12 protein-coding genes are annotated in these 13,799 nt (G+C 48.1%); all 12 read right to left on the bottom strand.

The genetic code is table 11. The features are described 5' to 3' along the window. Positions 1-31: 31 nt before the first annotated feature. A complete protein-coding gene (locus ACE04G_RS06900) occupies positions 32-1,159 on the bottom strand; it encodes a glycosyltransferase family 4 protein (RefSeq protein WP_221821814.1) in 1,128 nt (375 codons plus the stop codon). 378 nt (positions 1,160-1,537) lie between these two features. Next, on the bottom strand, positions 1,538-2,299 hold the full coding sequence (locus ACE04G_RS06895; RefSeq protein WP_221821815.1) for a WecB/TagA/CpsF family glycosyltransferase: 762 nt from the start codon (positions 2,297-2,299) through the stop codon (positions 1,538-1,540). 7 nt (positions 2,300-2,306) lie between these two features. After that, the gene (gene csaB / locus ACE04G_RS06890) at positions 2,307-3,488 is read right to left on the bottom strand and encodes a polysaccharide pyruvyl transferase CsaB (RefSeq protein WP_221821816.1); all 1,182 of its coding nucleotides are present in this window, start codon (positions 3,486-3,488) and stop codon (positions 2,307-2,309) included. Continuing rightward, positions 3,464-5,485 carry a DUF5693 family protein gene (locus ACE04G_RS06885; RefSeq protein ID WP_449004019.1) on the bottom strand — a complete coding sequence of 674 codons (2,022 nt, stop codon included), beginning with the start codon at positions 5,483-5,485 and terminating at the stop codon, positions 3,464-3,466. The genes csaB and ACE04G_RS06885 overlap by 25 nt, the downstream gene beginning before the upstream one ends. 220 nt (positions 5,486-5,705) lie before the next feature. Further along, positions 5,706-7,427 carry a phospho-sugar mutase gene (locus tag ACE04G_RS06880; protein ID WP_449004020.1) on the bottom strand — a complete coding sequence of 574 codons (1,722 nt, stop codon included), beginning with the start codon at positions 7,425-7,427 and terminating at the stop codon, positions 5,706-5,708. Between the two features lie 111 nt (positions 7,428-7,538). Beyond that, positions 7,539-7,970, bottom strand: coding sequence for a 3-hydroxyacyl-ACP dehydratase FabZ (gene fabZ / locus ACE04G_RS06875; protein ID WP_036613058.1), 432 nt, complete (start codon positions 7,968-7,970; stop codon positions 7,539-7,541). 485 nt (positions 7,971-8,455) lie between these two features. Then, positions 8,456-8,680 carry a DNA-directed RNA polymerase subunit beta gene (locus ACE04G_RS06870; RefSeq protein ID WP_017691949.1) on the bottom strand — a complete coding sequence of 75 codons (225 nt, stop codon included), beginning with the start codon at positions 8,678-8,680 and terminating at the stop codon, positions 8,456-8,458. A 12-nt stretch (positions 8,681-8,692) separates the two neighbouring features. Continuing rightward, positions 8,693-9,532: a flagellar hook-basal body protein gene (locus tag ACE04G_RS06865; RefSeq protein WP_221821819.1), complete on the bottom strand. Its 840-nt coding sequence runs from the start codon at positions 9,530-9,532 to the stop codon at positions 8,693-8,695. 641 nt (positions 9,533-10,173) lie between these two features. After that, positions 10,174-11,058, bottom strand: a complete 885-nt coding sequence (locus tag ACE04G_RS06860) for a flagellar hook-basal body protein (RefSeq protein WP_105600129.1) — start codon at positions 11,056-11,058, stop codon at positions 10,174-10,176. A gap of 102 nt (positions 11,059-11,160) precedes the next feature. Next, on the bottom strand, positions 11,161-12,159 hold the full coding sequence (gene mreB / locus ACE04G_RS06855; RefSeq protein ID WP_036612542.1) for a rod shape-determining protein: 999 nt from the start codon (positions 12,157-12,159) through the stop codon (positions 11,161-11,163). 219 nt (positions 12,160-12,378) lie between these two features. Continuing rightward, positions 12,379-12,666: a sporulation transcriptional regulator SpoIIID gene (gene spoIIID / locus ACE04G_RS06850; protein ID WP_024632710.1), complete on the bottom strand. Its 288-nt coding sequence runs from the start codon at positions 12,664-12,666 to the stop codon at positions 12,379-12,381. Between the two features lie 170 nt (positions 12,667-12,836). Continuing rightward, positions 12,837-13,577: a peptidoglycan DD-metalloendopeptidase family protein gene (locus tag ACE04G_RS06845; protein ID WP_339284479.1), complete on the bottom strand. Its 741-nt coding sequence runs from the start codon at positions 13,575-13,577 to the stop codon at positions 12,837-12,839. Positions 13,578-13,799 lie beyond the last annotated feature (222 nt).

Genomic DNA, 13,799 nt, shown 5'->3' with positions numbered 1-13,799 from the left:
AAGAATAGCTGTAACCATTACATTTATCTATTTATGATTTCGAACGGGTCTCCGGATTCAACTTGACGCGCATGCGCATCAGAAAGTTAATAACCGGTCTTCTCGTTTTGCTAACAAGTCCGATGACTTCTGCTCCCACCTGGAGGAAGAACATCATGATACAGATGACCACGAACGTTACCCAGTTCGCTTCGAACATGGCAGCGGATGATTGGATAATCGCCAAAACTCCGAAGAATGCGGCAATTCCATAAATGATCAGTACCGTCTGGCGGTGACTGAATCCAAGTTCACGCAAGCAGTGATGCAGGTGACCTTTATCCGGTGCGAAAATCGGTTTCCGTTGTACCGCACGACGGATAATCGCGAAGAAGGTATCCGAGAGTGGCACACCGATAATGATCAGCGGTGTAATAAAGGACACGATAGCAATTTGTTTGAATCCCAGCATGGATAGCATCGCCAGAGAGAAACCAAGGAATAGCGATCCGGTATCCCCCATGAAGATCTTGGCTGGGTGGAAGTTGAAAAACAGGAATCCAATGATGCTACCCAACAACACAAGGCACATCAAGGCAATCATCATGTTACCCATCAGGAAGGACATCACGGCAATGGTACCAATTGCAATACCAGATACACCGGCAGCCAGACCATCCAGGCCGTCAATCAGGTTAATCGCATTCGTTACACCAACGATCCAGAAGATCGTCAGCGGAATGGATACCCAAGCTTCGAGTGAAGAATAGGAATCCTGAAAAGGAATGTTAACGAAATCTACCCGGATATTAAATCCGAATACAACGACAGAAGCAGCAATAATCTGACCAAGCAACTTCACTTTGGCCGACAGTTCAAACCGATCATCCAATGCTCCAATCAGCACGATAATTGTTCCACCAATCAGAAACGCACTGACAAAACTCATGTCCCGAGTTGTGAACCATGCCGATACAAACGGAAGCAATGCAGCAACTGTAATAATAAAGGCCAGGAATATCCCCAGACCACCAAGACGAGGCATAATCCGTGTGTGTACTTTACGTGCATTCGGCGTATCCATTGCGCCAATGCGGACTGCGAACTTTTTGACAAGTGGTGTCAGGGCAAGAGCCAGTCCCATTGACACGATAAATCCAATGATAAAGATCGCTACCATTTGAACATTCGACCCCCAATTATAATACCTGTACGAAATTATAAATCCCCTGATCTCTTTTTATATATAAAAATTATTTGTTAGTCACTTTTGATGAAAAATGCAATTTGCACCAGAACGGAGAGGGCAGAAATAACCTGTAGAAGCGAAGCGTTCGCCTTTATCGCGGGATTTCAACCTTGTAAAGGTGGATAAAAGAAATCCAGAGATAACAGCGATCAAAAGGTTATTCTGACATCGAAGTGGCCGTGTGCAACAACTTCCGTTTTTCATGGAGTGGCACACATGTAATCCGGAATGAATTATACGCTCATCACACCCGAAAAGCCATCCTCAATTTCTAGCAAAAACACGCATTTATCTCGCAATTACCTGTTTTTAACGGACTTTCGTCACGTTTTCTTTGTCACGCATCACCTTAACAGCGAATTTCGGAAGCGCAAGCATCCGACCAGCCCGGCTTGGTTCACGCAATAAGCGATAGAACCACTCCAGTCTTAGCTTTTGGAACAGCATAGGCGCCCGTTTGGTTTTGCCCGAAATCACATCAAAGCTGCCGCCAACGCCCATGGTTACGGGAACCTGTAGGGCATCTTTATGCTTGTGAATCCACGGTTCTTGGGTATCTGCCCCACGTGCTACAAACAACAGATCAGGTGCCGCTTCCCGAATGGAAGCAATGACCTGATCATCCTCAGCCGGACCAAAATAACCGTCACGATAACCCACAATTCGAATCGCCGGATATTGCTGTTGTAACCGAACTGCCGTTTCTTGAATCACCTCAGGGGTGGAACCCAGCAGATATACGCCCCATCGATAGTTTTCTCCAACACGCAGCAATTCATGTAAAAGCTCAAAACCCGGCACTCGCTCAGCTACAGGATCTCCACAATAGTTTGCAGCCCATACGACACCTGTTCCATCAGGAACAATCAATTCCGCAGTTTGCATGACTTCCATGATTGCGGGATTTTCCAGTGCAGCCATGACCATAATGGGGTTGGCTGTAATGACCTGATGTGGTGTCTGCTTGGACAGCACAGCTTCCTGGAGAACCTTTACCGTTTCTTTCATCGTCAGTTTGGAAAAAGGAATGCCGTAGATCGAAACGGTAGGTATTGATCCGGTCTGACTCATCTTTATCTCATCCTTTGCGGCCTAAATAGTTAATAATCTGCTGTGCAGGCACTTTGGCTTCCTGCTTCAGTTGGGTGATGCCTTCTTCATGTTCCTTCAACCATTGTGAACGTTGATCCAGCAGTCCAACAACAGCCTTAGCGAGTTTGTCGCCATCGAGTGTATCCGTATTTCCTGCTGGTTCGCTATCCAGACGAAGCAGGAATTGATCAATTTTCGGATCATACGAGATACCCACCGGAGGCACATATTGCGAAGCCGCATAGATCAGACTGTGCAGACGCATGCCAATGACGAGATCACACTTGCTGACTTCCTCCAGCATAAGCTGAGGGTCGGTCAGATCTTCTGTGATGCTAATCTCGCTGCCTTTGCTGGTCACATCACCTAGCATTTCCATAAGGAATCGTGATGCCTGTTCATCCACTGGCAGATGAAATGGTAGAAAACGCAAGTGCACGGCTCTTTTGGAGCACAGTTTTTTCAATCCTGCGGCAATAGCCGTAAGTTCCTTCCGGTCGGACTCCCAAAAACGTACCGATACGCCGATCACAGGAAGCTTGGTATGTCCTCCAGTTGAAGGTTCCACTCGATTAGCTTGAGTAGCAGCATTTGCTGAGACAGCACCTGCGCCCCTCTCAACTTTTGTTTCAGGTAATGGCAAACCCATTACGGGGTCGGGTACAACATGGATCTGATTCCACTGTAGCCCGAGCCCACGCAGGTAGTCTGCAGATTGTTCATCCCGAACGGATACATAGGTGCAGGCCTTAAAGACCGATTTGATCATCGGATTGAAAATTTTACGATTCACAGGACCAATCCCCTGTGCATAGATAAACGTTGGTTTTTTCAGCCACTGGGCCAGCTTGATTACACCCAGATAATAAGGAATGGATTTCAGTCCAGTTGCATCCTGCAATAGACTTCCTCCGCCACTGATTAACCCGTCGCTCTCCTTGAGTGTTTCACGGACTTCCTTCAATTTCATACGATGCACGGAGCGCACACCGTACATGGCGGTTGTCGACTCGGGATCACCCGAGAGAACAATAGGTTCAATCGTTATGTTCGACCTTTGGCTTTCCTCTTCCAGCGCTGTCAAAATCGACTTTAGCACCGCTTCGTCTCCGCTATTGCGGAATCCGTAATACCCCGAGATGACTAACTTTTGAGAAGTGGTGACCATTTTTTCCAACATCCTTCCGCTACTTGCCACACACCCACAGCAATGATACCGAAGATTAAGCCAAGTCCCAATCCCATCACTCCACGAATGAGTGACAATACAGCCGGCGTATGGATATGCGCGAACGTATCCACCATGGACAACTGTCCAATCGCTGCAATAATGAGCACAAAGATGACTTTACGATATTTTAAAGCGGCGAACACGCCAACGATAAATAGCGGGTGTCCCAGCATAAATTCTTTGAATCTCGGACGTACACCGAACGTATCTTCCAACGTGGTACGAAGGAACATCTCTAATGGTGTTACTGAACCCGAGTTGCCTGTACGGCTCAAATAATAGTATCCAACAACGGCAGCAATAAGTGCCAAAACAACCATTAACACATTAATTGGCATACGAAGCATTTCTTTAATTTTCTTAATAGAGAACGAACCCGAACCACGATAAAACACAATATAGATCGCTACCAGTGCCATCGGTGCAAAGTGCAACAGACTCACGCCGCGGAACTGGTTAATCACCAAACTGTACGTAATACTGTTAAGCAACGCGATGACAAAAGGTACCGCCAGGAATGACAGAATCGAAGTTCTTACATATAACACCAACGTTTGTTTCAAACGACGACCCGCGGATGCGTCTGGTTGACGCTGCTGCTGATAGTTCACTGTACGAACGGCCAGCACCATTGCTATGGTCGGCGCGGCTATGGCCACAAGCAAGGCAATTCCTTGCTCTAACAGCGTTGGTTTCAAGAGGAACAATCCTGCACTGCCCACCAAAGTAACCACAAATGTGATCAAGGTCAGAAGTGGGATAAAATAAGAAACCATAAGTGCAATCATGGCAATTGCACCAACGAGAGCAACCAGTTTGGCATAACGCTGGATTGAAGAATCCTTAACTGTAAATGCCTCAGCTTGTCCTAGCTCAAATCCATGCTTCGCCATGCGTTCTACGGCATGACCCGGCTCACCCAGGCTGTTGATCAGATTCTCAATTGGATCTGTAATCATGGCCTTGGCTGTATTCCGGCTAGGGGAAGCATTCATATAGAGCATACGAATGTTACGATCCTTGGTTGCTAGAACAAAACGGTCAGCTATGACATCGACGTCCAAGTTGGCATCGCCGTCACTAAGCGAGTACAGACGCGTAACGTTGTAATCCGTTTTATACGCAAGAGTCTGGAAACCAGACTGTGGTTTCTTCAAGTTCTCGATGGCTGCAAGACCAATATTGTGCTTGTTCAGCAACTGTGCGAATTGGTCGAGACTTTTCATCTCTTCATTATCATTGTACCCTTTCACAGCATCACCATCAAACAAGATGCGCTTTACGCCATTCTCTTCGAAGAAGGTAAGCAAGCGCTCCATTGATTCCTGGCTGTATGGCACACTGTCCGAGATCCGCGGCAAAATGTAGAAACCTTTATCACGCAGCATCTTCACGGCAACCGGATCGGGCTGCAAAGGCTGCATGTTGGCATTCTCCGGAGGAGTCTGCAATATTAAGCCGCTACGACCTTCATATTCCCATGATACTACCGGAATCTGCCGATCAGCGAACGTTTGTTCAATAATAGGAGTATACGTCTGTGCGTTTTCCTCCGATGTAAATAACACATACGTGTAATTTGCATTAGAAGGGATCACATCTTTGGTCAGGTCCGCGAGATCCTGGCCGTTATATACCATTAGTCGGCGTGTCTTTCTCAGCTCGTCCAATGTACTTTCGAACACAGCCATCGTTGTTACGCCTGCATCTTTTAGACGAGTCAATTGTTCATTCATGAAATCTTGCGGATGTGCCTGATACGCTGAGATATCCAGCAGTCCTCGATAGTTAAAGACAAGCTCCACCTTTTTGGCAGAAGATTCTGTCTGCACCCGATCACTGATTACAGGGATGGACGCAACCAGACCGATAATAACGACGAGCCACAACCACTTCCGAGAAGCGTTATTCCAATAAAGCCATTTTTGACGCACTACATGTACCTCCTCAAGTGTTGGAACCAAATGCACGTTCAGCTCAAGTAATTCGTTCATTTAACATTCATACAATAATAGGATACAAACAGCTTGTGTCAACAAGCCTTCTTATATGCTAGAACCATCTACACTTTTATTTCAAAGAAAAACCCCTCCGCCAACCAACCTTACGGTGCGGAGAGGCCTTCTCTTGTCCTTGTTCATTGTTGCATTCGTATTATTGTGCGTCTACACGCGACATCACTGTAGTCACCAGACGATCGATCCGGCTCTCCGCATCTTCCAAACTCTCTCCACGTACGGCGAAGTATACTTTGATCTTCGGTTCTGTTCCTGAAGGACGCAAGCAGAACCATGAACCGTCTGCCAAAATGAACTTCAGTACGTTCTCCTTGGGAAGACCGTCCAGACCAAGGGAGTAGTCCAGTACATCTTGTACCGCAATTCCCGCTACTTCTTGTGGCGGATTGGAACGCCAGTCCGTCATTTTGGCTTGAATCTGAGCCACGCCGTCTTTGCCTTTTAGCGTACGGGACTCCAGCTTCTCCAAGAAGTATCCGAATTGGTTGTACAGCTCTTGCAAGACATCATACAGCGTCTTGCCCTGGCTCTTATAATACGCAGCTGCTTCAGCAATCAGCATCGAGGCAAGGACAGCATCCTTGTCACGGGCATAGTTACCGGAAAGGTAGCCATAACTCTCTTCATATCCGAACAAGAATGTATGACTGCCTGTTGCTTCGAACTGGTTCATTTTTTCACCGATATATTTGAAGCCTGTCAGTGTGTTCATCACTTCTGCACCGTAATGTTCAGCAATGACAGCACCCATCTCACTTGTTACGATTGTTTTGACAACCGCACCATTGCTTGGCAGTGTTCCGGTCTCTTGAAGACGGCTCAACAGGTAATGTACCATAATGGCACCAGACTGGTTACCGGACAAGACGAAATATTTGCCATCGTTGTCTTTCACCACAGCACCCATACGGTCTGCATCCGGATCTGTTCCGATCAGAATATCAGCACCAACAGATTCTCCTAGCTTCATTGCGAGCGTAAACGCCTCGCGTTCTTCCGGGTTAGGGGATTTCACGGTAGAGAACTCAGCATCCGGCTGTTCTTGTTCAGCTACAATATGCACTTGCTCGAATCCGATCTGCTCCAGTACGCGACGTACAGGGATGTTACCTGTCCCGTGCAGCGGTGTGTAGACGATCTTGAAATCAAGGCCTATGCCGGATTGAATCAGTTCGCGGCTCAGACTGCGGCTTGCTACGATATCTACAAACGCTTGGTCTTGGTCTTCACCCAACCAGATCAGGAGCCCTTGAGCTTCTGCTTCTTCTTGCGTCAGTTTCTTCACGTCAGCAAGGGAAGGCACTTCCTGGATGTACTGAATGACCTTTTCCGCTTCAGCCGGTACCAATTGACCGCCCTCATGATTGTAAACTTTATATCCGTTATATTCCGGCGGGTTATGACTCGCCGTTACAACGATTCCGCCAGTTGCCTTCTGATGACGCACTGCAAATGACAACTCAGGAGTTGAACGCAGGGATGGGAACAGCTTGGCTACAATGCCGTTTCCAGCCAGTACAAGCGCAGCATCCAGTGTGAATTCAGGTGAGAAATGACGGGAATCATGAGCAATGACAACAGAAGGTTTGCCTTCTTGGTCACCATGCTGCTCAAGCAAATAACGCGCAAATCCTTGCGTTGCCCGACCTACGGTGTAACGGTTCATCCGGTTGCTTCCGGCACCAATGACTCCGCGCAATCCCCCTGTACCAAACTCCAGGTTTCTGTAAAAACGTTCCTCCAGCTCTTTCGGCTGATCCTGCAAGTCACGAAGCTCCTGTTTCGTTGCTTCATCAATCGAAGCATCCTCCAACCATTGCTGCAACGTCTCTGCTGCTGTTGTGCTTAACTGTTCCATTCCGATAAACCCCTTCCGTCTATATAAATTCAGGTGTGCTGAGTTACTTCAGCATCTCGCATCATTCGGTCCATCTACGTTCCTGCATGATGTCAATGCTCACGTATGTAATCAGCTTGGGTCAGACAGTGCAAACATAATCTCGCCTTCAGCGACCACTTTGTCGTTCACTCGGGCAGTTGCTTTACCTTTACCGATAGAACCCTTCAGACGTGTAATCTCCACTTCCAGAATCAACGTATCTCCGGGCACAACTTGTCCACGGAATCGGAAGTTGTCCAGTCCCGCCAAAAAGCCGATTTTTCCTTTGTTGCCTTCCAAATTCAGAATGGCTACCGCACCAACTTGAGCTAGTGCTTCTGTAATCAATACACCCGGCATTACCGGATACTCTGGGAAATGACCAATGAAGAAAGGTTCGTTGATGGTTACGTTTTTCAAACCAACGGCACGTTTGCCATCCTCAATCTCTAGAATCTTGTCCACCAGCAGAAACGGGGGACGGTGCGGGATGATCTCTTGAATCTGTTTGATATCGAGCACAGTGTAATCTCCTCTCAGGATGTTTATATGAGCATTCTTCATCATGATTGACTCTTAGCGCTGCGGTGGTCGTTACGGTTACGGATCGTCCTTCTGATCGCTGTTGTCTCCGAATTTTTTTGATCAACCTCAGAGAGGTCAAAATTCGGTGACAAAGGCGAGCGCTTCGCTTCTTCTGAACGATTCCGTTCCCTCCACTTACTTCGATGCTGCAAGGTCAACCCAAACATGATAAAATCAAAAGCTCATATAAATGGGTTTTTAATTTTTAAATTTTGTATGGAAAGCATATTTTCGGTTAACACTAGTTATATCCTTCATGACTGCAGTAGTGAAGGTTAAGATAAGGGGTCTCTCTTCGCGATGACGAATGTCTTTCGCAGGGGAGGCCTCTTTTGCTATGAAACGTCATCCATCATTATACTGTTTTCAACGTCAAAAAGAAAACTCCTGCCTGCGCAGGAGTTTTCGCTTAACTCGTTACATTATGGAGCGAACACCAGATTATATACATGTTCCCATGTACTCCATTGCCATACGGAACCGATATCCTGTTTGCCCAGTACCACATATCCAGCTACCATTCCGCCAGCGAGGGCAAGAACAAGCAGGACCGGAACCAGGAACCATCTTGCGATGCGCCATCCACTCTTCTTCTTCTTGACTTCCTTTTTCTCCGGCTTACTGTTCTGCTGCTGTGTTTCTGTCATCACATTCACCTTTTACGCTCTCATATTGTTGGCAAGACCCAACATGGAATCACTTGAAGTTAGCGCCTTTGCCGCCAGCTGATATGTCCGCTGTCCTTGCATAAGCAAAGACATCTCCTGTGTCAGATCAACATTGGATTGCTCCAGAAATCCTGGTCGGATCAAGGCCGCTGCTTGACGTGTAGCTGCATTAGCGCCAAATACATCATCCTCAGTTAATCCCGCATCCAGACCAAACAGGTTATCCGCATACTGTACCAGCCCCTCAGGGCGTTCAATGTCTACCACTTGCATCTGTGCTCCAATGGTTGCGTTTGCCGCATTACCGCGTCGGATTAACAGGTTGCCATTTTCATCAAAAGCAACTTTGCTATTATTCGGTGCCGTAATACGATTGCCTTGACGATCCAGGGCAAAGTGGCCTTCGCCATTGACCATCACCATCATATCAGGTGAATTCGGAGTAGGCTTAGGTCTTGTATCAGGTACAAAATGAAATGCACCCTGACGTGTCCACATTTTCTCCCCATTCGCTTCAACCGCAAACATCGCATTTCCTTCAATGGCCAGATCGGTCGGAAGGCCAGTCTCGTTCAAGGGACCTTGAGACATATCCTTCGTTACATCTGCCAAACGAGCACCAAAACCAAGGTTATATCCCATCGGTGTGGAACGTCCATCCAGTTTGTACTTGTCCGGTTGTTGTTGAACCCGGGTGAGCACATCCTCGAAGGCCGCTTGCTTGCTCTTATAGCCTGCCGTATTCACGTTTGCAATATTATCGGAAATGACATCCAGACGCTGCTGTATGGCAGTCATGGAAACCTTGGCACTAATCATGGAATTATTCATTGGTGGTATACCCTCCCTTGGTTCCTGTCCACCCTCCCAAACCCTCCCTAGTAGGGAGGGCCCCAGATGGCGCTGCCCTCTGGACTCCCGAAACAGGCGGATTAGGTAAGTGGGGTACGATCTTGCTAAGTGGCGGTGGTGTGTGTGCGCCGCGACTGCCGTGCTATGATTCCCGCCATCGTTTCACATGGCTGAATCATAGCACGGCACGCTCTTTATGCGGCGTGTAGCTCCGCGAGATCTCTCCTTGCTTTGCTCCGCAAAGGGCTGTCGAGACTGTCGCTGCGCTCAGGTACTGCCACGCAATCCTCGCATAAACTCGGTTGCGTCTATGATCTTGCGCTCCGCGGGGTCTTTTCCTGCTTTGCTCCGCAAAGGGCTGTCGAGACCGTCGCTTCGCTCAGGTATTGCTACGCATTCCTCGCATAGGCTCGGATGCGTCTAGGCTCTTGAGCTCCGCGGGGTCTCTTCCCTGCTTTGCTTCGCAAAGGGCTGTCGAGACCGTCGCTGCGCTCAGGTACTGCTACGCAATCCTCGCATAGGCTCGGATGCGATTGGTTTGCGCCTCGCGTGAGCCTCTCTGCTTTGCTGCGCAAAGGACGCTTGGCTCTCCGCTGCGCGGTTATATTTAAACGTCGGCGTTATACACGCCCGACTTCATTGACGGCTTTATCCAGACTGCGGTCGTAGAATTGTACGATCTTCTGGTTTGCTTCATACGCACGGAATGCGGCGTTCATATCAACCGTTGCCTGTGAAGCATCAACATTGGAACCTTCCAGGTATCCCTGACGGATCTGCACATTATCACCGGCAGCCATCATCCGGGACGTTGCCCCGTTTGCATCGCTGAGACTGAAATTGCCATTACCTTGACGAACCAGTTGATTCGGCTGGTCAATGACACTAATGCCAAGAGTAACCCCTGTTGGTGCACCCGTTGCTGCATCCACCAAACGGCCTTGCTCATCCACTTTAAATTGCTCCACAGAACCTGTCAACACTACGGGTTGTCCATTATTATCCAACACTTGTGAACCTGTTGAACTCAGTAATTGTCCCGTTCCTGTGATCTCGAAGTGACCATCGCGTGTATATCCGGTGTTACCTTCTGCATCCTGAACTGTAAAATACGCCTGGGGCTGGTAAGTCACCGTGCCGTCGGCCCGTACAAATTTGCCTGATGCGTCAAACGGGACAGGTTGTCCAGTCTGCGGATCATTGACAGTCATATTGGATGAAATGGAAAAATCATTTTTTTGCCCAGTCTCCATAATGGTCCCCTGCAAATTCATGGACAAACTCTCTTCCGCGAACACCCCCGTGTTCAGCTTGCCCAGCCGCTTTGTTGGAAGATTTGCATCTCCGCCTACCAAAGTAATGAGCATTTCCGGGAAGGAACGGCTTACGCTGTTCACCTGTTTATATCCCGTGGTGTTCATATTTACGATATTCTGTGTTGCTGTGTCATGGCGGCGTTGTTGCGTAATCATTCCCGCAGTAGCGGTGTACAGACCTCTTAACATGAATTAACCCCTCTCCTCAAGCGCATGACCTGCATCACAGGTTGGCTGCTTGTCCGTTCTGCTTTCCGAGCATGGCGAACCTTTGCTATTTATATCGGCAGATTAGAACTTTTTCTTAACCACCTGATCCAAATTATTAAGCATTATGCCTGTCCCCTTCACGACACAGTGCATTGGATCTTCCGCCACCCATACCGGTACATGCAATTCATTGGACAAAAGCTCGTCCAGTCCGTTCAGCAATGCACCTCCGCCAGTCAATACAACACCACGGTCGATAATGTCCGCTGACAATTCAGGCGGTGTACGTTCCAATACCGATTTGGCTGCCACGATGATGGATTGTACGGAATCCCAAAGCGCTTCCTGTACTTCATTTCCCGATATCGTTACGGTAACAGGCAGACCGGATACCATATCGCGTCCGCGAATGTCCATCTCTGTTTGATGTCCACCCGGATGTACGGTACCAATCGCAATTTTGATGTCTTCAGCGGTCCGTTCACCGATCATGAGCTTGTACTTGGCTTTGATAAACTTGATAATGGCTTCGTCGAACTTGTCCCCTGCGACTTTAATAGAAGAGGCGGTGACCACGTCGCCCATAGAAAGGACTGCAACGTCAGTCGTACCGCCGCCGATATCCACGACCATATTGCCGCTCGGCTGAAAAATATCCATTCCCGCACCGATCGCTGCCGCTTTCGGCTCTTCTTCCAGAAACACTTCTTTGGCACCGCTGCGTTCTGCCGCCTCACGGATGGCCTTCTGCTCCACGGAAGTAATGTTCGTTGGTGCACAAATCAAAATCCGAGGGTGGCTGTACCAGCTTCTTGCACCCACACGATTAATGAAATGTCTGAGCATCGCTTCTGTAATCTCGAAGTCCGCAATAACGCCGTCACGCAGCGGTCTAATGGCAACAATGTTACCTGGAGTACGCCCCACCATACGACGCGCTTCTTCCCCAACAGCAAGGACACGCTTCGTATCTCTTTCAATGGTCACGACGGAAGGTTCATCGAGGACAACCCCACTTCCTTTCACGTGAATAAGCACGTTGGCCGTGCCAAGATCAATACCGATATCCTTGCTAAACATAAAAGAGCCCCCAAAGTGATATTATTTGGTCAGCGTATCCTGTGAAAAAGAGTCCCTTATCACGTCACCGCTCGTTCGACAAAGTGCAACATATATATGTAAAAATCGGGCTGATAAGATGTCATAATTCGATCCTGTACCAGCATTTAACATATCATACTTCAGGGGAGGGATTCAATGCATGTGTGAGCTTTTTGGCCTACGTCTTTGTGAAGATGTTTACGATTTGGCGGAAGCCAACACCTCACGTTTCTTGCCACTCGTTTTTTTGTATTTAATTTTGGTCGCTTCACCGCCCCGCAAATGGCGGATGGACTTGTGATACTCCAAAATGTGTTTCACCTGGTCAGCAAGATCAGGGTTGATTTCCGGCAGACGCTCCGTCAGATCCTTATGCACAGTACTCTTTGACACGCCGAATTCTTTGGCTATGGTACGGACCGTATTCCTCGTCTCAACAATGCAGCGACCAATTTTGATGGTCCGTTCCTTGATGTAATCGTGCACGCTCCCGCCTCCCTACTGTGTGGATAGTTTGGTACATTATATGAGGAGCATGCCTATATATTCGCGGTTTAGAGGTGTGACAAGCTTCGAAGGTCCCATTATTTTCTGAAAAGCACAAAAAGAGCAGAGGTTTAACCCTCTGCCCGTCATGTTGCTGCGGTAAAATTCATTTATTTTTCCGGAAGATATCCTTGCGGGTTAACCGGCTGTCCGTCTTCGTACACTTCAAAGTGAAGGTGGTTGCCAAGCGTTTTACCCAATTCATTGACGCCAGCGGATGCAATCGCATCTCCCTGTTTCACTTCGTCGTCCTGTTTCACTTTGACGTCTGCCAAGCTTTGGTATACCGTCTTCAGGTTATTGCTGTGTGTGATTTCCACAACTTGACCTGTGAGTGGATTTTGCTCAACCCGGGTAACTTTACCGGCGAGTGCTGCTTTGACTTCAAACGTTTTGTTATCCCCACGTGCCAGATCCACACCCGTGTTCGGGATGAATGTATCATTGTACTGCACCATTGCCGCTTCATGTTCCTCGGTTGAAGCTTCGCTATCATAGAAAGGTTTTACTACCGAAATTTCGGACGGTACCGCTACCGGCCATACAAAATTCTCCGACTTTGCAACAACTTCCACACTTTCTTCTTCTCCGCCTACTGCTGTTCCTTCTGTACCCGCCGATGCGCCTGTTTCAACTACCCCGCTAGCAGGGTCCGAGTTCAGCGTTTTGTCGCCTGTGCCCTGATAGACCCACACTAAGGTTAGTATAATGCCTGCTGCTGCGATGTAGGCTGCCGGGAAGACCCAGCGTTTGGACATTGCTCTTTTCCATGAAGAGGGCTGACTAGCCGGTACTCCTTGAGTTGTTTTAGGAGTTTCTTCTTGGTTTGTTTTTTTGTTTTGTTCATTCATGTTAATCACCTCAGTAACAAGTGTTACCGGGTGCAACTCTTTTATACACGCGCGACTCTAATTATTTTCACAGAGGTTTCAGAGAGTGCTATATATGTGAGGGGTGAGGGGTTAGTGCGTGCGCCGCTTCGGTGCCAGAAAACCTTTCGACCGCTGGTTACTACCAGATTTCTTCTATCACCTTCTTCAAAGGTGAAATCCGGTAGTAAAGGCGGACACTTC

It is taken from the genome of Paenibacillus sp. AGC31, assembly GCF_057334655.1.
The sequence above is the reverse complement of the archived record's forward strand: the minus strand, read 5'-3'. Positions and strand labels throughout refer to the sequence as shown.

Bases quoted from the DNA above. Each gene is read 5' to 3' on its own strand.
- mreB (WP_036612542.1), bottom strand. From the start codon at position 12,159: ATGTTTAGCAAGGATATCGGTATTGATCTTGGCACGGCCAACGTGCTT.
- ACE04G_RS06900 (WP_221821814.1), bottom strand. From the start codon at position 1,159: ATGGTAGCGATCTTTATCATTGGATTTATCGTGTCAATGGGACTGGCT.
- ACE04G_RS06845 (WP_339284479.1), bottom strand. From the start codon at position 13,577: ATGAATGAACAAAACAAAAAAACAAACCAAGAAGAAACTCCTAAAACA.
- ACE04G_RS06880 (WP_449004020.1), bottom strand. From the start codon at position 7,427: ATGGAACAGTTAAGCACAACAGCAGCAGAGACGTTGCAGCAATGGTTG.
- csaB (WP_221821816.1), bottom strand. From the start codon at position 3,488: ATGGTCACCACTTCTCAAAAGTTAGTCATCTCGGGGTATTACGGATTC.
- ACE04G_RS06865 (WP_221821819.1), bottom strand. From the start codon at position 9,532: ATGAATAATTCCATGATTAGTGCCAAGGTTTCCATGACTGCCATACAG.
- ACE04G_RS06895 (WP_221821815.1), bottom strand. From the start codon at position 2,299: ATGAGTCAGACCGGATCAATACCTACCGTTTCGATCTACGGCATTCCT.
- ACE04G_RS06870 (WP_017691949.1), bottom strand. From the start codon at position 8,680: ATGACAGAAACACAGCAGCAGAACAGTAAGCCGGAGAAAAAGGAAGTC.
- ACE04G_RS06860 (WP_105600129.1), bottom strand. From the start codon at position 11,058: ATGTTAAGAGGTCTGTACACCGCTACTGCGGGAATGATTACGCAACAA.